This is a genomic window from Streptomyces sp. NPDC001717, assembly GCF_042892775.1.
In the GTDB taxonomy this organism is placed as follows: domain Bacteria; phylum Actinomycetota; class Actinomycetes; order Streptomycetales; family Streptomycetaceae; genus Streptomyces.
This window is the reverse complement of record NZ_JBIAUK010000005.1, coordinates 309,016-327,181: the sequence shown is the minus strand read 5'-3', so window position 1 is coordinate 327,181 and position 18,166 is coordinate 309,016. Positions and strand designations below refer to the sequence as shown.

At 72.5% G+C, this 18,166-nt stretch carries 21 protein-coding genes and 1 pseudogene; 10 read left to right on the top strand and 12 right to left on the bottom strand.

The window, feature by feature from the left end; translation table 11 throughout:
- Nucleotides 1-97: 97 nt before the first annotated feature.
- From ACFYZL_RS12830 to ACFYZL_RS12815, 4 genes are read right to left on the bottom strand one after another with little or no spacing between them, the layout of a single operon-like run.
- Nucleotides 98-1,321: an amidohydrolase family protein gene (locus tag ACFYZL_RS12830; protein ID WP_384749529.1), complete on the bottom strand. Its 1,224-nt coding sequence runs from the start codon at nt 1,319-1,321 to the stop codon at nt 98-100.
- A complete protein-coding gene (locus tag ACFYZL_RS12825) occupies nt 1,318-2,610 on the bottom strand; it encodes an amidohydrolase family protein (protein ID WP_384749527.1) in 1,293 nt (430 codons plus the stop codon). Before ACFYZL_RS12825 ends, ACFYZL_RS12830 begins: the two co-directional genes overlap by 4 nt.
- Nucleotides 2,611-2,620: 10 nt before the next feature.
- Nucleotides 2,621-3,505 (bottom strand): SDR family NAD(P)-dependent oxidoreductase, encoded by an 885-nt coding sequence (locus tag ACFYZL_RS12820; RefSeq protein WP_384749525.1) that lies wholly within the window; start codon nt 3,503-3,505, stop codon nt 2,621-2,623.
- Nucleotide 3,506: 1 nt separating this feature from the next.
- On the bottom strand, nt 3,507-4,304 hold the full coding sequence (locus tag ACFYZL_RS12815; protein WP_376658862.1) for an acetoacetate decarboxylase family protein: 798 nt from the start codon (nt 4,302-4,304) through the stop codon (nt 3,507-3,509).
- A 142-nt stretch (nt 4,305-4,446) separates the two neighbouring features.
- Here ACFYZL_RS12815 and ACFYZL_RS12810 point away from each other — a divergent pair, with 142 nt between their 5' ends.
- The 7 genes and pseudogenes from ACFYZL_RS12810 to ACFYZL_RS12780 all read left to right on the top strand — a co-directional run bounded on the left by ACFYZL_RS12810 (nt 4,447) and on the right by ACFYZL_RS12780 (nt 9,934).
- Nucleotides 4,447-5,070, top strand: a complete 624-nt coding sequence (locus tag ACFYZL_RS12810) for a TetR/AcrR family transcriptional regulator (RefSeq protein ID WP_388678545.1) — start codon at nt 4,447-4,449, stop codon at nt 5,068-5,070.
- Between the two features lie 30 nt (nt 5,071-5,100).
- A pseudogene (locus ACFYZL_RS12805) lies at nt 5,101-5,208 on the top strand (RING finger family 4 domain-containing protein); the annotation flags it as partial.
- Nucleotides 5,209-5,899: 691 nt separating this feature from the next.
- Complete coding sequence (locus ACFYZL_RS12800; RefSeq protein ID WP_388678542.1) at nt 5,900-6,961, top strand: TerD family protein; 1,062 nt, start codon at nt 5,900-5,902, stop codon at nt 6,959-6,961.
- Complete coding sequence (locus ACFYZL_RS12795) at nt 6,958-7,950, top strand: DEDDh family exonuclease (protein ID WP_384749519.1); 993 nt, start codon at nt 6,958-6,960, stop codon at nt 7,948-7,950. The genes ACFYZL_RS12800 and ACFYZL_RS12795 overlap by 4 nt, the downstream gene beginning before the upstream one ends.
- 102 nt (nt 7,951-8,052) lie before the next feature.
- Nucleotides 8,053-8,286, top strand: coding sequence for a hypothetical protein (locus tag ACFYZL_RS12790; protein ID WP_215139859.1), 234 nt, complete (start codon nt 8,053-8,055; stop codon nt 8,284-8,286).
- 94 nt (nt 8,287-8,380) lie between these two features.
- Entirely contained in the window at nt 8,381-9,169 is a 789-nt protein-coding gene (locus ACFYZL_RS12785) for an SURF1 family protein (protein WP_388678538.1), read from the top strand.
- A gap of 9 nt (nt 9,170-9,178) precedes the next feature.
- Complete coding sequence (locus ACFYZL_RS12780; protein ID WP_384749513.1) at nt 9,179-9,934, top strand: SDR family oxidoreductase; 756 nt, start codon at nt 9,179-9,181, stop codon at nt 9,932-9,934.
- 16 nt (nt 9,935-9,950) lie between these two features.
- On the opposite strand, the gene amaP is transcribed toward ACFYZL_RS12780, so the two are convergent.
- The 5 genes from amaP to ACFYZL_RS12755 are packed head-to-tail and all read right to left on the bottom strand — an operon-like array spanning nt 9,951 to nt 12,096.
- Nucleotides 9,951-10,508: an alkaline shock response membrane anchor protein AmaP gene (amaP, locus tag ACFYZL_RS12775; protein WP_388678534.1), complete on the bottom strand. Its 558-nt coding sequence runs from the start codon at nt 10,506-10,508 to the stop codon at nt 9,951-9,953.
- Nucleotides 10,509-10,515: 7 nt separating this feature from the next.
- A complete protein-coding gene (locus ACFYZL_RS12770; RefSeq protein ID WP_384749508.1) occupies nt 10,516-11,058 on the bottom strand; it encodes a DUF6286 domain-containing protein in 543 nt (180 codons plus the stop codon).
- Nucleotides 11,055-11,456: an Asp23/Gls24 family envelope stress response protein gene (locus ACFYZL_RS12765; RefSeq protein ID WP_384749505.1), complete on the bottom strand. Its 402-nt coding sequence runs from the start codon at nt 11,454-11,456 to the stop codon at nt 11,055-11,057. The genes ACFYZL_RS12770 and ACFYZL_RS12765 overlap by 4 nt, the downstream gene beginning before the upstream one ends.
- Nucleotides 11,457-11,463: 7 nt before the next feature.
- Complete coding sequence (locus ACFYZL_RS12760; protein WP_384749502.1) at nt 11,464-11,649, bottom strand: hypothetical protein; 186 nt, start codon at nt 11,647-11,649, stop codon at nt 11,464-11,466.
- Between the two features lie 15 nt (nt 11,650-11,664).
- Entirely contained in the window at nt 11,665-12,096 is a 432-nt protein-coding gene (locus ACFYZL_RS12755) for an Asp23/Gls24 family envelope stress response protein (protein WP_384749499.1), read from the bottom strand.
- 212 nt (nt 12,097-12,308) lie between these two features.
- Between ACFYZL_RS12755 and ACFYZL_RS12750 the strand changes: the two genes are divergently transcribed.
- Nucleotides 12,309-13,262, top strand: a complete 954-nt coding sequence (locus ACFYZL_RS12750) for a zinc-binding dehydrogenase (protein WP_388678529.1) — start codon at nt 12,309-12,311, stop codon at nt 13,260-13,262.
- Between the two features lie 140 nt (nt 13,263-13,402).
- On the opposite strand, the gene ACFYZL_RS12745 is transcribed toward ACFYZL_RS12750, so the two are convergent.
- The 3 genes from ACFYZL_RS12745 to ACFYZL_RS12735 form a co-directional block, all read right to left on the bottom strand.
- On the bottom strand, nt 13,403-14,182 hold the full coding sequence (locus ACFYZL_RS12745; protein WP_384749493.1) for an enoyl-CoA hydratase/isomerase family protein: 780 nt from the start codon (nt 14,180-14,182) through the stop codon (nt 13,403-13,405).
- Between the two features lie 169 nt (nt 14,183-14,351).
- Nucleotides 14,352-14,573, bottom strand: coding sequence for a helix-turn-helix domain-containing protein (locus ACFYZL_RS12740; protein ID WP_376658873.1), 222 nt, complete (start codon nt 14,571-14,573; stop codon nt 14,352-14,354).
- Between the two features lie 381 nt (nt 14,574-14,954).
- Nucleotides 14,955-16,553: an ABC-F family ATP-binding cassette domain-containing protein gene (locus ACFYZL_RS12735; protein WP_384749490.1), complete on the bottom strand. Its 1,599-nt coding sequence runs from the start codon at nt 16,551-16,553 to the stop codon at nt 14,955-14,957.
- 251 nt (nt 16,554-16,804) lie between these two features.
- On the opposite strand from ACFYZL_RS12735, the gene ACFYZL_RS12730 reads away from it, so the two are divergent.
- Complete coding sequence (locus ACFYZL_RS12730) at nt 16,805-17,695, top strand: neutral zinc metallopeptidase (RefSeq protein ID WP_384749488.1); 891 nt, start codon at nt 16,805-16,807, stop codon at nt 17,693-17,695.
- Nucleotides 17,696-17,758: 63 nt separating this feature from the next.
- Nucleotides 17,759-18,154: a VOC family protein gene (locus ACFYZL_RS12725; protein WP_384749485.1), complete on the top strand. Its 396-nt coding sequence runs from the start codon at nt 17,759-17,761 to the stop codon at nt 18,152-18,154.
- Nucleotides 18,155-18,166: the final 12 nt, after the last annotated feature.

The following is an 18,166-nucleotide window of genomic DNA, read 5'->3' as shown; positions in this document are numbered from 1 at the left end:
GGTTTCGAGACGGTTCTCCTACGGGTGGCGGGTACGGAGGGGTTCCCGCCGGAGCGGCTCACGGCGTACGGCGTCTGAGCCACCCCGGCAGGACACGTCACCAGACCCGGACCGACCCCCCTCGGGCAAAGGCCGGGCTGGTGGCGCCCTCGGGGACCGCCGTCAGGGGCTCGGTGATCTCCGAGACCAGCGGGCCGTGCTTCGCGGCGATCGCGTCCAGCAGCGACAGGTCGAAGCCGTACACGCGGGCCGCGTTGCCGCCGACCATCGCGGCGACCTCCTCCCGCGGGAGGCCCGCGTAGGCGATGCGGAGGCCTTCGCGGGAGAAGGGGGTGGTGCCCTCGTCGTGGGGGTAGTCGCTGCCCCACATGATCTTGTCGAGGCCGATCCGGTCCCGCAGCGGGACCTCGTGCGGCCGCATGAAGCTGGCGCCCACGAAGCAGTTGTCCCGCCAGACCTCGCTCGGGCCCTTGCCCATCGCGTCCGCCAGCCCCGCCCCGAACTTGGACTCCGCCGTGCCCGAGGCCGCGACCAGGCGGCCGTGGTAATAGTCCAGCATCTCCATCACGCCCGGGATCCAGCCGGAGCCCTGTTCCGTGAGGACCAGCTTGAGGCCGGGGTGCCGGCGGAACGCGCCGCCGAAGATCAGGTGCCACAGGGCGCGGTGCGAGAACCAGGTGGTTTCGACCATGAAGACGGCGCGGGCGGCGGGTTCGTCGCCCAGCGGCGGGGAGGCCGAGCCGCCGTGGTGGTTGACCGGGACGTCCAGTTCGTCGCAGACCGCCCAGATCGGGTCGTACGCCTCCGAGTAGAGCTCGGGGACGGTGGAGCCCGGCGGCACCCCGGGCAGCAGGATCCCGCCCGTGAGCCCGGCCTCGCGGGTGCGGCGGATCTCCGCGACCGCCGCGTCCACGTCGTTGAGGAGGATCTGGACCACTCCCGCCCGCCGCCCCGGCGCGTCCGCGCAGAAGTCGGCCAGCCAGCGGTTGTGGGCCTGGAGCCCCGCCCAGCGCATCGCGTACTCGGCGGCCGTGGGGGGCTGGGCCATCAGGGAGGCCTTGGGGAAGAACGGCGGGATCGTGTTCGGGAAGAGGACCTCCGCGACGATGCCGTCCGCCTCCAGTTCGGCGAGCCGGCGCGCCGAGTTCCAGTTGCGGTCCGCCGTGTCCGCGAGGAGGTCCTCGTACGGATTGACGTACGTGGCGGCCCAGGCGTCGAACTCGTCGTGGTAACGCTTCTCCAGGTACGGCTTGTAGTCGAGCAGGTCGGCGCCCGCGTGGCAGTCGGCCGAGATGACCGTGTAGCGGTCCTCCGTGGTCACGACTCCACCCCCAGCACCGGGAAGTCGTTCTCCGTCAGCCAGTGCCGGCCGACCTCGCGGGAGCGGGCCCAGGAGGCCTCCACCGACGCCTGGTCGGGCGACTGGCCCAGCTCGGCGGGGGTGGGGCCGATCCGGCGGGCGATCGGGGCGAGCTTCTCGGTGTCGAAGCCGAAGACCTCGGCCGCCGCCAGGCCCAGCATCCGGCGGGTCTCGGCCACCGGGATGTCGTGGAAGGTGTTCTTCAGCCAGTTCCGGGTGTTGGGCCAGGTGCCCTCGGGGTGCGGGAAGTCCGAGCCCCACAGGATGTTGTCGACGCCGATCTCGTAGCGCTGCGCGAGTTCGCGGCGCTTGGTGTTGGTCGCGCAGACGAAGACCTGCCGGTCGAGGTACTCGCTCGGCGGCCGCTTGAGCTCCGCGAAGGGCGAGAGCTTCTTGCCGCCGTGCGCGCCTAGGTAGAGGCGGTCCATGAACCAGAGCTGGTTCGGCAGCCACCAGCAGCCCGACTCGGCCACGCCGAACTTCAGGCCCGGGTGGCGCTCGAAGACCCCGGACCAGAGGAGGAACCAGAGCGGGCGCGAGGGCCACCAGGTGACCTCGGAGACGTAGATGCCCAGGTGGTCGCCGTACTCGTGGCGGGGCGCGGCCCCCGAGTGGGTCACGATCGGCATCGCCGTCTCGGCCGCGGCCGCCCAGATGGGGTCGTAGCGGCGGTCGTGGTAGGGCGCCTTGTCCACCCACATGGAGGGGATCATCAGCGCGCCCAGCCCGGACTCCTTGGCCCGGTGGATCTCGGCGACGACCTTGTCCGGCTCGCCGGTGATGGGCAGCAGGGCCACGCCGCAGTGGCGTTCGGGTGTCTGCGACACGAACTCGGCGAGCCAGCGGTTGTGCGCCTGCGCGCCCGCCATGCCCAGTTCGGGGTCCTGGTCGCCGGAGAGGCCGAGGCCCACGCCGAAGGGGGCCGCGGTCTGGCTGTCGACGGCGTCCGCGTCGGGGAAGACGACCTCGGCGGCCACGCCGTCGCCGTCGAGTTCCTTGAGCCGCTGCGTGGTGTCCCAGCCGCCCTTGAGGCCCTCCTCGTGATCGTGGAACCACTTCTCGGCGAAGGCCTCGTTGCGCACGCCGAGGCGGGTGGCCTCCTCGCGGCGGGCGTCGCGCTGGCCCAGGAACTCGTCGAACTGCGGGTGGAAGCGGGAGTCGAGGTAGGGGCGGTACTGCTCGGTCGGCAGTCCCGCGTGGCAGTCGGAGGAGATGATCAGGTACGGGTCTTCGTACGGTGCGTCACTCACTGCGGGCCCCTCAGTCGAGGATGAAGCTTTCCAGGTAGGCGGGGTTGGCGCGGTCGAGCATCGACTGCGACCGGGCGCGGATCTGCCGGTCGCTGTGCTCGCTTGCCGGGAGCATCCAGAAGCGGTCGGCGCGGATGCCGTCGACGACGTGCTCCGCGACCTCCTCGACGGGGGTGAAGTTCACCTCGTGCCCGGCCTGCTTCATGGCCGCCTCGTACTGGTCGAGGCTGCGGTACGGGGACTTGCGCGGCCGTTCCTTGGCGTAGCGCTCGGGCCGGTTGCGGTGCGACTCCCACAGCCCGGTGCGCAGCATGTGCGGTCCGGGGAAGAGGACGGAGGCGCCGACGGAGGCGCCCTCCGCCTTGAGGTGGGCGTAGAGGGACTCGGTCATCGTCACCACGGCCGCCTTGGTGACCGCGTACACGGAGGCGGTGGGCAGCGGGGCGATGCCGCCGTCGCCGGAGGAGGTGTTGACGACGTGGCCGGGCGCGCCGCCCTCGATCATGCGCGGGACGAAGGCCTGGATGCCGTGGAAGACGCCCCAGACGTTGACGGAGAAGGCCCACTTCCAGTCGTTGGGCTCGTGCTGCCACATCCGGCCTTCGGCGCCGGAGCCGACTCCCGCGTTGTTGCACAGCACGTGTACGGCGCCGAAGGCGTCGTAGACGGCGTCGGCGAGGGAGATGACGGAGTCGCGGTCGCTGACGTCCACGGTCCGTGCGAGGACTTCCGCCCCGCCGGCCGTGAGCTCCGCGGCGGCCTTGTTCAGGGCGCCCTCCTCCACGTCGGCGAGGACCACCTTCAGTCCTTCGGCGGCGAAGCGGCGGGCCATGGCGAGGCCGATGCCACTGGCCGCTCCGGTGACGACGGCCACCTGTCCTGGTTCGAGTCGCATGTCAGACGCTGCCTTCCGGGGGGCCGTCCAGGATCTGCATGGGGTCGTCGTAGCGCTGGTGGATGTACGGGAGCAGGGCCTGGGCGCTGACCCGTTCGACGACCTTGCCCTGCTGGTCGGTGGTCTTCTCGCCGATGGTGATCTCGACGACGCGGCGCACCGGGAGGTCGGCGACCGGGTCGTACATCGACTCGCGGAGCACCACGTCACCGGTGATGTGCTCCAGCTTGCGGACCTTCTCGTTGCGGGTGCAGTGCACGAGCACCGGGTCGGCGTCGAAGCCCGAGCCGTCCACCGCGGGGAGGAACTTGAAGTAGAAGTCGACCTTCTGCGTGGGCTCGGGCAGCGGCAGCTCGCGGTCGACGGCCCCGCGCACCTCGACGAAGGCGATCCCGTGCCGGGCGAGGGCGGCCCGGACGACGAGGCCGTCGCGTTCGACGCTGATCTCGCCGAGCTTCTTGGGCTCGCCGAACACCTCGCGGCCGCCGGTCAGGGCGCGCTCCATGCTCATGGGCATGACGAGCGGGTACCAGCCCTCGACCCCGCCGTGTTGGGCGGCGACGGCCACCGAGCCGGCGCCGAGCGGGTAGCCGGGCAGGTCGACCTTGCTGATGTTGGCCCGTACGAGGGGCCGTTCGGCGGGCTTGAGCGGGGGCGGGAGGACCGCCGCCACCACGTCCGGGTCGGTCTCCCAGACGGCGACGACGCCGGTGGACCAGATGTCGGGGAGCTTGGAGTTCTTCTCGCGCGATGCCGCGATCTCTGCCTCGGTTCGCGCTCCGTACCGTACGCGTGCCATGTTCACGCACCACCCTCGTCTTGAGCGGAGTCGGTTCTGTAACACAGTTACACCGCCACCGATGAAGGGTAAAGACCCCTGCACGAACAGAACTGACGATGCGCCAGTTTCTGACGATGCGACAGATTGGCGGACCGGATCCATGGCCAGAAGCACGCTGACCCGTGACGACGTACTGGACGCCGCCGCGTCCCTGGTCAAGCAGCACGGCCCGGCCGCCCTCACCATGCGCAAGCTGGCCGCCGAGCTCGGCACCGCGGTGACCTCCATCTACTGGCACGTCGGCAACCGGGAGCAACTGCTGGACGCCCTCGTGGAGCGGACCGTGCAGGAGATGGGCGCGATCAGACCGGCCGGCCACGGCCCGGCCGAGCGGATCCTGTCCGTGGCCCGGATCCTGCGCCGCGAACTGCGGGCGCGCCCGCACCTGATCGCGATGGTCCACGAACGCGGACTCACGGAGCGGATGTTCCTCCCCGCGCAGCAGGCCCTGGTCCACGAGGTGCACGTCGCGGGGCTGCGCGGGGCCCGGGCGGCCGACGTGGTGCGCGCCATCCAGTTCCAGATCGTCGGCTTCCTGCTCGTGGAGCGCAACCGCGAGCGCTCCCCCGCCCAGTCCCCCGCCGAGAGCGAGCTCTGGGATCCGGCCACGGCCCCGCACGACCCGGCGCTCGCCCGCGCCCTGGCCCGCCCGGCGGATCCGGAGCGGCTGTTCCTGCTCTCCGTACAGGCCCTGACCAGCACCCTGCTGCCGCCGCGCGGTTGACGCCGCCGCGGACAACCGGTTTGCCGCGGCGCCCGGGCGGTCCACCCCGTCGCGCCCTGTGCCCACCTCGTGTGCCGCGCCTGCTGGGACGGCGCCGATCACACCGGCTGCCCCGTCTGCAACCGGCGCGTCGACCCCGCCGATCCCTTCCTGCGCCCGGACGAGCGGGACGAGCGCGCGGCGAAGCGGGCCCGCCGCAAGTCCGGGAACCTGCCGGTCGGCCCGCTGCGGCTGCTGCGCCTCGGCACCGACCTGCCGGGGGACTGCGCCCGCGTGGTCGCCTCGCTGCTCGCCCGGCAGACCCCGCTGTCCCCCGAGGACCGCGAGGACCTGGCCCTGCTGGTCTCCCGCGCCCCGGCCGACCTCGGCTGGCTCCCCGAGGAGATCCCCGTACGGGAGACCAAGGCGCTGGTCCTCGGCATGCTGCTGGGCGACCTGCGGACCGAGGACGCGGCGCGGGCGCTGCTCGCCACCCGGCTCACCACCGCGACCGACGTGCTGCGGCTGCTCGCGGTGGTCTCCGGCGGGGAGGCGGGCCTGCTGCCGCTGCCCCGGTTCGCGAACCCCGACCGGCCGCTGCGCCGGGAACTCCTGGCGGTCCTCGACGCGTTGAACCCGCAGTACCTGGTCGAGGACCTGCTGCGGCACCCCACCGCCTGGAAGCGGGCCGCGGAACGCCTGCACCCCTTCGAGCGGCACGCCCGGCACCCGCGGGCGGCGCTGGCCTTCGCCGTGCTGCGGGGCACCACCGTGTCCGCCGCCACCCCGTTCGGCGCGGCGGGAACCGTACGAGCTGGCCGTCCTCGACTCCGGGCTCGCGGACCTGACCGTGCCGTTCGGCGAGCGCACCGCCGCCCGGGCGCTGGTGGCCGTGCCCCGGGGCAGTGGGCAGGTCCTGCCCGAGGGCGAGGTGCTGCGGCTGTTCCTGCACTGGACGGAGCCCGCGGGCACCGTCACCGACCTGGACCTGTCCGTCGCCTTCTTCGACGCCGAGTGGCGGTTCACGGGTCTGTGCGACTACACCACCCTGCGGCACGGGCCGCGCGGGGCCGCCACCCACTCGGGCGACCTGACCTCGGCGCCCGCGCCGGACGGCGCCACCGAGTACGTGGACCTGGACCTGGCGGCGCTCGCGGGCAACGGGGACGCTTTCCCCGTCCCGCTGGTCTTCGCCTACGACAACGTGCCCTTCGACGAGCTGCCGGACGCCTTCGCCGGTTTCATGGCCCTGCCGGCGGACGGCCCGCGCGACTCCTCGTACGACCCGCGCACCGTCCGGCAGCGCTTCGACCTGGCCGGGCAGTCGCGGGTCTGCATGCCGATGATGGTGGACCCGGCCTCCCGCCGGGCCCTGTGGGCGGACGTCCACCTGCCGCCGTCGGGCGGCTTCCAGAGCGTGGCCTCGCACGGGGACCGGCTGGGGTCCGTCGCCCGCGACGTGTGGGAGCACTTCGGCTCCGGCGTGCGTACGAGCATGTGGGACCTGGTGGCGTGGCGGGCCGCGGCCCGCTCCCGCGAAGTGGCCGTCGTACGTCGGGCCGCAGGTCCCGAGCTGCCCGACGAGCTGTGGCGGTACCGGGCCGGTGACGGCGAACCGGCGGCCGCCTTCGCCTCCCGGATCTCGGCCCTGGAGCCGCCGCAGGAGCGGCGCGCGCCGGCGGACGCCGACGCGGAGGCCGCCGAAGTGGCGGCGGGCAAGCGGGTGTTCCTGGCGACGGTGCACGCTTGTGCCGCCCCGGCGGCGGCTTCGGGGACTGCGTACCGGCTGTTTCCCGGACCCGCCGAAGCACCGGGCGAGTTCGCCCGGGTGAGCGCCGGCGACCTGCTGGCCGAGCTGGGCCGGGCGGACATCGCGGCCACGGCTGTCGGTCGGGGCCGATATCCTCTGTGACCATGCTCGCCGACCGTACGACCGCAGAGACGACGTGGCCGACCGCGTACCCGAACGGGTACGCGGTCGTCGACGTGGAGACCACCGGGCTCGCTCGCGACGACCGGATAGTCTCCGCCGCCGTCTACCGGCTCGACGCCCAGGGCAACGTGGAGGACCACTGGTACACGCTGGTCAACCCGCAGCGTGACCCCGGACCGGTGTGGATCCACGGTCTGACGAGCGCGATGCTCGCCGACGCCCCGCTCTTCAAGGACATCTCCGAGGAGTTCGCGGACCGGCTCGCGGACCGGGTGCTGGTCGCCCACAACGCCATCTTCGACTGGCAGATGATCGCCCGGGAGTACGCCCGCGCCGAGGTGACCGCTCCGGTCCGCCAACGGCTGTGCACGATCGCCCTGTCGAAGGAGCTGAACCTCCCGCTGCCCAACCACAAGCTGGAGTCGCTCGCGGCGCATTTCGGGGTGGTCCAGCAGCGCGCCCACCACGCGCTCGACGACGCCCGGGTGCTCGCCGAGGCGTTCCGCCCGTCCCTGCACGCGGCCGCGCGCGGGGGCGTACGACTGCCCCTGCTGGAGTGCCGGCCGCTGACGGAGTGGTCGGACTCGGCCGCCGCCCCGCGGGTGGGCTACCAGTCCTCGTACGGGAACAGCGGCAGCTGGCGGCCCTCGCGCAAGAGGCCTCCGTGCCCGTACCCGAACCCGGGGCGCTACGAGGACGGCAAGCCGCTGAAGCAGGGGATGCGGATCGCTTTCTCCGGCGACACGTCGGTGGAGCGGGAGCTGCTGGAGGACCGCGCGGTCGAGGCGGGTCTGCACGTCGCCACCAGCGTGTCGCGGCTCACCAGCCTGCTGGTGACGAACGACCCCGACTCGGCGACCTCGAAGACGGTCAAGGCGAAGTCCTTCGGGACGCCCGTCGTCGACGAGGCGGCCTTCACCCAGCTGCTGCGGGACGTGGCGGACGCGGATTCCCCGTCGGACTCCTGAGCGCCGTGCCGAGTGGCGGGCGTTGCGCCGGCCGGGTGCCGGCGCGGCGACTCACCCCGCTTGATCTTGTTCCGGTCCTCCGCCGTGCGCAGCATTCGGCGCATGGCACGTTGTGAGGTCTGCGGAAACGATTACGGCATGTCCTTCGAGGTTCATGCTCAGGGAGCAGTTCACGTCTTCGACTGCTTCAGCTGCGCCATCCACCGCATGGCGCCCGTCTGCGAGCACTGCCGGGTCCAGATCATCGGGCAGGGCGTCGAGGTCGAGGGCCAGTGGTTCTGCGGGGCGCACTGCGCCCGCGCGGAGGGGAAGGTGGGCATCGTCGACCGCGTCTGACTCCCCCGCACCCCGTCTCCCCCCGTTCCCCCTTTGGACCCCGGACGGCCACCCGGCCGCCGGGGTCTTCCGCGCTGGGGGTAACGTCGTCCGCGTGTACCGCTTTGTGCTGACCCGGCAGTGGGTGTGCCTCACCCTCGTCGCCCTCGTCCTCATCCCCGTGATGATCAAGCTCGGGTTCTGGCAGTACCACCGCCATGTGCACCGGGTCGCGCAGAACGAGTTGATCGCGGCGAACCTGGGAGCCAAGCCGGTCCCCGTGGCGGAGGTCACCTCCCCCGGGCACGAGGTGCCCCGCGAGGACGTCTGGCGGGCCGTCACCGCGACCGGTACGTACGACACCGCGCACGAGGTGGCCGTGCGCATGCGGACGTCGAACAACGACAAGGTCGGCTTCCACGTCGTGACCCCGCTGGTCCTCGGCGACGGCCGGGTCGTGCTGGTCGACCGCGGCTGGGTGCCCGGCGGCGACGACCCCCGCGCCTATCCGCCGGTGCCGGCCGCGCCCTCCGGCGAGGTCACCGTCACCGGCCGGCTGAAGGCCGACGAGACGAGCGACGGCAGCGGCATCAAGGACCGCAAGGGTCTGCCGGACCGCCAGGTGATGCTGATCAACAGCGCCCAGCAGACGGAGTACCTGGGCCGGCCCGTCCTCGGCGGCTACATGGAGCTCACCGCTCCGGCCCCGGCCGGCGACGGCCCCGAGATCATCGCCGAACCCGACCACGACTCGATCGGCGCGCACATGGCGTACGCCGTGCAGTGGTGGCTGTTCGCGTCCGCGGTGCCGGTGGGCTGGCTGGTCCTCGTACGGCGCGAGAAGCGCGACCGCGAGGAGGCGGCGGCGAAGGCGGCCGTGGAGGCCGAGCCCGCGACCGCGTAGCGTGTCGGCATGGATCTTGGACTGAAAGACCGTGTCTACGTAGTCACCGGGGCCACCCGCGGCCTCGGTTTCGCCTCCGCCCGTGAGCTGACCGCCGACGGCGCGAAGGTCGTCCTGACGGGCCGCGACGCGAAGCGGGCGGCCGACGCCGCCGCCGAGCTGGGCCCGAACGCGATCGGCGTGGCCGCCGACAACGCCGACCCCGAGGCGCCCGGCCGGCTCATCGCCGCCGCGCGCGAGCACTTCGGCCGCTTCGACGGGATCCTCGTCAGTGTGGGCGGCCCGGCCCCCGGCCTCGCCGCGGACAACACCGACGAGCAGTGGTCTGCCGCCTTCGACGCGGTCTTCCTCGGGGCGGTCCGCCTCGCCCGGGCGGCCGCCGCCGAGCTGGGCGAGGGCGGGGTCATCGGCTTCGTCCTGTCCGGTTCGGTGCACGAGCCGATCCCCGGCCTGACCATCTCCAACGGCCTGCGGCCGGGCCTGGCGGGCTTCGCCAAGTCCCTGTCGGCGGATCTGGGCCCGCGTGGGATCCGCGTCGTCGGCCTGCTCCCGGCGCGCATCGACACCGACCGGGTGCGCGAGCTCGACGCGCTGTCCGGCGACGCGCAGGCGGCCCGCGCCGGGAACGAGTCCCGGATCCCGCTGCGCCGGTACGGGACCGCGGAGGAGTTCGGCCGCACGGCCGCGTTCCTGCTCTCCCCCGCCGCCTCGTACCTGACGGGGGTCATGCTCCCGGTGGACGGCGGCGCCCGGCACGGCTTCTGACCGTCGGACCGGAGCCTCACAACACCCGCTGCGCCCGGTGCGAGGTCACCTTCAGGCGGGCCTCCGCCGGGAGTTCCGGGAGGCCCGCCGAGGTACGGGCATGGGTCAGGACCGGGCCCGCGAGGGCGGACAGCGCGTCCGCGGGCACGCCGTGGGGTTCCAGTTCCATCGCGACCCGCAGGGCCGGTGAACCGCGCCGGCCCCGCAGCGAGGCCTTGCAGCGGGCCACGCCGTCGAGGGCGCCGGCCTCCGCGGTGACGGCCTCCTCCAGGGCGCGCCCCCGCAGCACGGCGAAGGCCCCGTCCCCGGTGTCGACCTCGACGGCAGCGAGCCGGGCCCGCCGCAGTTGGGACACCAGCCACCACAGCGCCAGCACCACGCACACCGCCAGCCCGGCGACCACCGCCCACCACCACCAGCCCTCGCCGTGCCCGTACCGGACCCGGTCCTGCGCGGTGAGCAGCGGAGCGTGCCGCCCGTGCAGCGGCCGGACGCCGGTGAGCAGTACGACCCCGGCGGCCAGCAGGACCGCTCCGGCGACCGCCAACAGGACCCGGTTCACCTTCCCGAGCATCTCCCGCTCACCTCCTGACCCGTACGCGAGGACTCGGCGGGTGCGCGAGGCCCAGTTCCCCGATGGCGACGGCGACCACCTCGTCCAGGTCGGCCCGTACGTCGTCCAGCTCGCGGAAGTGCGAGGTGGCCCGCACCGCGACGTGGGACCGGCCCACCTTGACCCGTACCGACCGCACCCCGGACACCTCCATGGCCCGGTCCCGCAGCACCTGGGCGGCGTCCCTTCGGCCGAGCCCGGCCCGCACCCCGGCGACCTGACCGGGGGTCCGCATCGGGAGGATCCCCCGCAGGCCGGGGGTGCACGCGAGGAACAGGAGCAGCGCCCCGACCACGGCGAGGGCCGCTGCGGCCAGCTGCACCGCGAGGTCCGCGGGGGTGAGCCGGTCGAGGTGGACGGCGAGCTGGTGGCGCCAGCGCATGCCGGGGCGTCCGGCCCGCACGGCGGCCAGGTCGTAGAGGAAGAAGGCCGCGACGGCGAGCAGCACGAGTGCGGTGAGGGCGGCGGGGACGCGCCGGGCGGAGCGGAACCGGGCGGCCGGGGCGGTCACCGCAGCCGCCGGTCCCGCCCGGCGGCGAGCCGGGTCTGCGTGGAGTGCAGGTGCTCGATGTCGATGTCGACCTCGGGTACGGACATCTCCGCGCACTCCTCGACGCGCCGGGTGACGCGGCTGCGTACGGCCGCGCACTGGGCCGCGAGGTCGGCGGGGTAGTCGAGTTCCAGGCTGACCCGGACCCGCGCGATGTCGTGGTGCACGGTGACGGTGGCGTGCGGGGGCGCGCCCGAGGGGGCGGGGAGCACCTCCCGCGCGGCCTGGGCGGCGATCTTGGCCACGACCCCGTCGGCGATCCGGGTGGCCCCCCGGTCGGCGGGCGCCACCCTGGGCGGGGTGGAGCGGGTCGGACCCGCCTGCGGTTCGGCCATCGGCTCGGCCATCGGCTCGCTCATGGGCGACTCACCCGTGCCGGTCGTCGCGGCGGCGGAACAGGTCCCCGGGGTCCAGGTCCCCGTCGAGGAAGCGCCCCGCGACGAAACCGACGGCGCCGAGGGCCGCCACCAGCAGGAACGCTCCGAAGCCGCCGAAGAAACCGGCGAACCCCAGGGCCATGCCGGCGAACATGCCGGCGACCGCCATCCTCATTGCGGCTCCTCTCGGCTACTGGAGACGGATCTCCGGCTCCTCGTCGGGCTCGTCGGGCAGCTTGACGTCGCTGACGGCGATGTTGACCTCGACCACCTCCAGTCCGGTCATCCGCTCGACCGCCGAGATGACGTTCTCGCGGACCTCCCGGGCGACCTGGCGGATCGCCACGCCGTAGTCGACGACGATCTCCAGGTCGAGGGCGGTCTGGACCTCGCCGACCTCCGCCTTCACCCCGCGGCTGACGGAGGGCTTGCCGCCGCCGGGGACGCGTTCGCGGACCGCGCCGAACGTGCGGGACAGGCCGCTGCCGCTGCCCAGGGCGTGCACACCGACCACCTCGCGGGCGGCCAGACCGGCGATCTTCTCGACCACTCCGTCGGCGATGGTCGTACGGCCCCGCTCGCCGGGTTCCTTGCCGGAGCTGCCTGATGCGGATTCGGTCATCGCATCTCCTTGGGAATGACGTGCCTCGAAGGAACGACTCCCGACCACCGTAAGCGCGCGGCCCGAATGGCGCGCCCAGAGCGGTGCACCCGGAGGAATCCCCGTCCGGCCGCGCTTGACCTCAACCTCGGTCGAGGTCCGAGAGTGGTCACGTTGATCAAGACGCGAGGGCTCGAAGTCCCGAGGGCGTCAGGGCGAGAAGGGGGATGCGCATGCGCGCGATACGGGTGGACGCCTACGGCGGTCCCGAGGTGCTGGTTCCCGTCGAGGTGGCGGATCCGGTGCCGGCCGCGGGCGAGGTGGTGCTCCGGGCCGAGGCCGTCGACACGATCTTCGTGGAGACCCAGATCCGGGGCGGCTGGGGCGAGGCCTTCGGCATCCGGCCCCCGTACGTCCCCGGCGGCGCGGCCGCGGGCACGGTCGTGGCCGTGGGCGCGGGGGTGGATCAGGCCTGGCTGGGGCGCCGGGCCGTTGCCGCGGCGGGTACGAAGGGGACCTACGCGGAGCTGGTGCCGGTCCCCCTGGAGGGACTGGTCCCGGTCCCCGAGGGGCTGGGCCTGCGGGAGGCCGCGGCGCTGGCGCACGACGGGGTGACCGGCACGGGCATCGCCGAGGGGATCGGGATCCGGCCGGGTGAGCGGGTGCTGATCCTGGGTGCGGCGGGTGGGATGGGCACCCTGCTGGTGCAGATCGCGGTGGCGGCGGGGGCCCGGGTGATCGGTGCGGCGCGCGGCGAGCGGAAGCTGGCGCTGGTGCGGGAGCTGGGCGCGAACACGGTGGTGGACTACTCGGAGCCCGACTGGACGGAGCGGGTCGGCGGCCCGGTCGACGTCCTGCTGGACGGGGTGGGCGGCGAGCTGGGCCTGGCGGCGTTCGCCCTGGTCCGGGACGGGGGCCGGGTCTCGGCGCACGGGGCGCCGAGCGGCGGTTTCACGGAGTTCGACCCTGCGCAGGTGGAGCGTCGGGGGCTCACGGTGCGGGGGATCGCGGAGGTCCAATTCCCCGCGGCCGAGATCGCCCGGCTGACGGCGGTCGCGTTCGAAGAGGCCGCCGCGGGGCGGCTGCGCCCGGTCATCGCCAGGACGTTCCCACTGGCCGAGGCGGAGGCGGCACACCGCGCGATCGAGGCCCGCACGGTACCGGGCAAGGCCCTGCTGATCCCCTAGGAACGGGGGTCCGAGGGCCGTGCGGGTCGGGCCTGGTCGTCCCGGTCACGGGGGTGCCGGGACGGCCCTGGCGGCCCGGGGTCGCACGGCGGTGCCGGGGCCCGGCATCCCGTGGTGGGGTGCCGGGCCCGGGGCGCGTGTCAGTCCGAGAGCCCCGCGAGGTCGCGCAGGCGGCGGGCCTGGGCGGCGCGCTCGGCGGCGCGCTGGTCGTCGTACGGGCGCGACTGGGCGTCCCGCAGCAACCCCTTGGTCTCGATGACGGCGTCGCGCGGCGGTGCGAGCAGGGCCGTGGCGAGGTCCTGGACGGCCGCGTCGAGCTCGTCCGCCGGCACCACCAGGTTGGCGAGGCCGACCCGCTCCGCCTCCTCGGCGTGCACGAAGCGGCCCGTGGCGCAGATTTCGAGCGCACGGGCATAGCCGACCAGCGAGGTCAGCGGCTGGGTGCCGGCGAGGTCGGGGACCAGGCCCAGGCTGGTCTCGCGCATGGCGAACTGGACGTCGTCCGCGACCACGCGCAGGTCGCACGCGAGCGCGAGCTGGAAGCCGGCGCCGATCGCGTGCCCCTGTACGGCGGCGACGGAGACGATGTCATTGCGGCGCCACCAGGTGAACGCCTCCTGGTACTCGGCGATGGTGGAGTCGAGCAGTTCGTCCGACCCACGTGCCAGATCGAGGAAGGACGGCTCGCCCTCGAATCCTTCGGGGGTGAACGCCTGACGGTCGAGTCCCGCGGAGAAGGACTTGCCCTCGCCGCGCAGCACGACGACCCGGACAGTGCCCGGCAACAACCGTCCGGCCTCCGCCAAAGCCCGCCAGAGCGCGGGGGATTGGGCATTTCGCTTGGCCGGATTGGTCAGTGTCACCGTGGCGAGCGTGTCGTCGACGGTGAGTCGTACGCCGTCCTTGTCGAGCAGAGCCATCCGAATGCCTCCGATGTGCGGTCGGCCGCGTTCTCGGCCTAAGTGACTGCACAGTAACCACCCAGTCGACCATAGGGCCGACCGGGGGTCACCGAAGGCGGATCCGGACCGTTGGAACCGTTGGAATGGGAACTGATGGAACTGTTGAACCGATGGGACCGGGGAAAGGTCAGGCCGTGGCGGCCTTCTTGCCGCGCGTCGCGCCACCGCGGCCACGCAGCGATACCCCGGACTCACTGAGCATCCGGTGGACGAATCCGTAGGACCGGCCGGTCTCTTCGGCCAGCGCCCGGATACTCGCACCGGAGTCGTACTTTCGCTTCAGGTCTGCCGCGAGCTTGTCGCGCGCGGCGCCGGTAACCCGGCTGCCCTTCTTCAGAGTCTCGGCCACCCGTGCCTCCTCGTGGGAAGTGCGCTCTGGACTTCTCATGATCACCCCTCCCCGGCTTCCTGGCCACCCATTCCGCAAGGTCGGTACGGCGGCATTTCCCGAGGGGTGGACACCCGGGCAGAACGGAATCTCCTCTTCCGCCGCATGACTTCCGTCACACTTCTTCACCCTCACCGGGAATCTCCTGGTCAGGGGCGCGGCGCCGGAAAACCGGCGGCCCCGGTCACGCACCTTCTCGGGTGCGACCGGGGCCGTCGTACGTCGTAGATCGGTACCAGACCGTCTCACTCAGATGATGGATCACCCCTGAGCCGAATGATCCATAAGGAACTGGATCAGACCGCGTGGACGGGGCGGGGGGCGGGCGACAGCCCGACGGGGTCAGGCGAGCGCCACCAGGTCCCGGTAGTCCGGGCCCCACAGGTCCTCGACGCCGTCCGGGAGCAGGATGATCCGCTCCGGCTCCAGCGCCTCGACGGCGCCCTCGTCGTGCGTGACGAGGATGACCGCGCCCTTGTAGGTGCGCAGCGCGCCCAGGATCTCCTCGCGGCTGGCCGGGTCGAGGTTGTTGGTGGGCTCGTCGAGGAGCAGCACGTTCGCCGAGGAGACGACCAGCGTGGCCAGGGCCAGACGGGTCTTCTCGCCGCCGGAGAGCACGCCCGCGGGCTTGTCCACGTCGTCGCCGGAGAACAGGAACGAGCCGAGCGTCTTGCGCACGGCGACCAGATCCAGGTCGGGCGCGGCCGAGCGCATGTTCTCCAGGACGGTGCGCTCGGGGTCGAGCGTCTCGTGCTCCTGGGCGTAGTAGCCGAGCTTGAGGCCGTGGCCCGGGGTGACCTCGCCGGTGTCGGGCTTCTCGGCGCCCGCCAGGAGCCGCAGCAGCGTGGTCTTGCCGGCGCCGTTGAGCCCGAGGATGACGACGCGGGAGCCCTTGTCGATGGCCAGGTCGACGTCGGTGAAGATCTCCAGGGAGCCGTACGACTTCGACAGGCCCTCGGCCGTCAGCGGGGTCTTCCCGCAGGGCGCGGGCTCCGGGAAGCGCAGCTTGGCGACCTTGTCGGACACGCGGACCGCGTCCAGGCCCGCGAGCAGGCGATCGGCGCGCTTGGCCATGTTCTGCGCGGCGACGGTCTTGGTCGCCTTGGCGCGCATCTTGTCGGCCTGCGAGTTCAGGGCCGCGGCCTTCTTCTCGGCGTTCTGGCGCTCGCGCTTGCGGCGCTTCTCGTCGGCCTCGCGCTGCTGCTGGTAGAGCTTCCAGCCCATGTTGTAGATGTCGATGACCGAGCGGTTGGCGTCGAGGTAGAAGACCTTGTTGACGACGGTCTCGACCAGGTCGACGTCGTGGGAGATCACGACGAAGCCGCCGCGGTAGTTCTTGAGGTAGTCGCGCAGCCAGACGATGGAGTCGGCGTCGAGGTGGTTCGTGGGCTCGTCGAGGAGCAGGGTGTCGGCGTCCGAGAACAGGATCCGGGCGAGCTCGACGCGGCGGCGCTGACCACCGGAGAGGGTGTGCAGCGGCTGACCGAGGACCCGGTCGGGCAGGCTGAGGGCGGCCGAGATGGTCGCGGCCTCGGACTCGGCGGCGTACCCGCCCTTGGTGAGGAACTCGGTCTCCTGGCGCTCGTACTGCTTGAGCGCCTTCTCGCGGGTGGCGCCGGAGCCGGTGGCGATGCGCTCCTCGTTCATGCGCATCTTCTTGATCAGTACGTCGAGACCGCGCGCGGACAGGATCCGGTCGCGGGCCAGGACGTCGAGGTCACCGGTGCGGGGGTCCTGCGGGAGGTAGCCGACCTCACCCGAGCGGGTGATGGAGCCGCCCGCGGGCTGCCCTTCGCCCGCGAGGCACTTGGTGAGGGTGGTCTTGCCCGCTCCGTTGCGGCCGACCAGGCCGATGCGGTCGCCCTTGGCGATGCGGAAGGAAGCGGACTCGATGAGGACGCGGGCGCCGGCGCGCAGCTCGATGCCGGTGGCGGTGATCACGGAAATACTCCAGGGCGGGTCGGGACGGCGGAAGGAGGGCAGGACGCGAAGCTTCGACGCCGCTAATCCGCGAGGAGATTTGCCATGGGAGTCATTCTACCGGGGGTGTGCAACTGGTTTCCGGGCCGTCGGCCCGGCCGCCCCGTCCCCCGTTCGGGCCGGCGATCGCACCGGTGGGCCGGGACGCGTACGAGGATGAACCCGTTGGTACTCGCCGCAGGGCGGCACGTGGATCGCGAGGGCGGTGCGGGATGCAGTTCGACGACAACGCCAATCTGGACACCTCCGAGGTCAAGGATGTGCGCGGCAGCCGCATCCCGGGCGGGCGGGCCACGGTCGGCGGCGGCATCGTCGGCTTGATCGCGCTGGTCCTGGGGCTGCTCTTCGGGGTGGGACCGGACCAGCTGGGCCTGTCCTCCGGGGACCAGGAGCCGGCTCCGGCCGTCTCCTCGATGGGCCAGGTGCAGCAGGCCTGCAGGACGGGGCGGGACGCCAACGCGCGCGAGGACTGCCGGCTGGTCGCGGTGGTCAACAGCACCCAGGACTTCTGGAAGCAGGAGTTCACCCGGCGCGGCGGCCGCTACACCCCGGCGTCGACGGTGTTCTTCACCGGCCGGGTGAACACCGCCTGCGGCGCGGCCACCTCCGCGGTCGGGCCCTTCTACTGCCCCGCGGACCGCCAGGTCTACCTGGACCTGGGCTTCTTCGAGGAGCTGCGGACGAAGTTCGGCGCGAGCGGCGGCCCGTTCGCCCAGGCCTACGTGGTGGCCCACGAGTACGGGCACCACATCCAGAACCTGATGGGGACGCTCCAGCGGGCGCAGGACGGGCGGCAGGGAGCGAACAGCAACGCGGTCAAGGTGGAGCTCCAGGCCGACTGCTACGCCGGGGTGTGGGCGCACAACGCGACGAAGACCCCGGACGAGTCGACCGGGCGGCCGCTGATCACCAGCCTGACCGACCAGGACATCAGGGACGGGCTGGACGCGGCGGCGGCGGTCGGTGACGACCGGATCCAGGAGAAGTTCCAGGGCAGGGTGACCCCGGAGTCGTGGACGCACGGTTCGGCCGAGCAGCGTCAGCAGTGGTTCTACCAGGGCTACCGCACGGGCGACATGGCCCAGTGCAACACCTTCCGCTGACTGTCGGCCCCTCCTGCCATGCTGGTGTGACGCGCGTCACCGTCACGAGAGGGAGTGATCGTCATGGCAGGCGTTCCGTCCATCTGTCCCACGCTGGTCTACCGCGACGCCAAGGCGGCCATCAAGCTGCTGACCGAGGCCTTCGGGTTCAGTCAGGTCGCGGTGTACGAGGGTGAGGACGGCTCCGTGACGCACGCGGAGCTGGCGTACGGCAACGGCGTCGTGATGCTGGGCAGCAAGGGCCGGGGCGGGGCGTTCGACAAGGCCATGGAGGGCGCCGGCCCCACGGGGGTCTACGTCCTGGTCGACGACGTGGACGGTCATCACCGGCGGGCCGCCGAGCACGGGGTGGAGATCCTGATGGAACCCACCGACCAGGACTACGGCTCCCGCGACTACATGGCCAAGGACGCCGAGGGCAACATCTGGAGCTTCGGGACGTACGCGCCGCAGGTCTGAGGACCGGCGGCG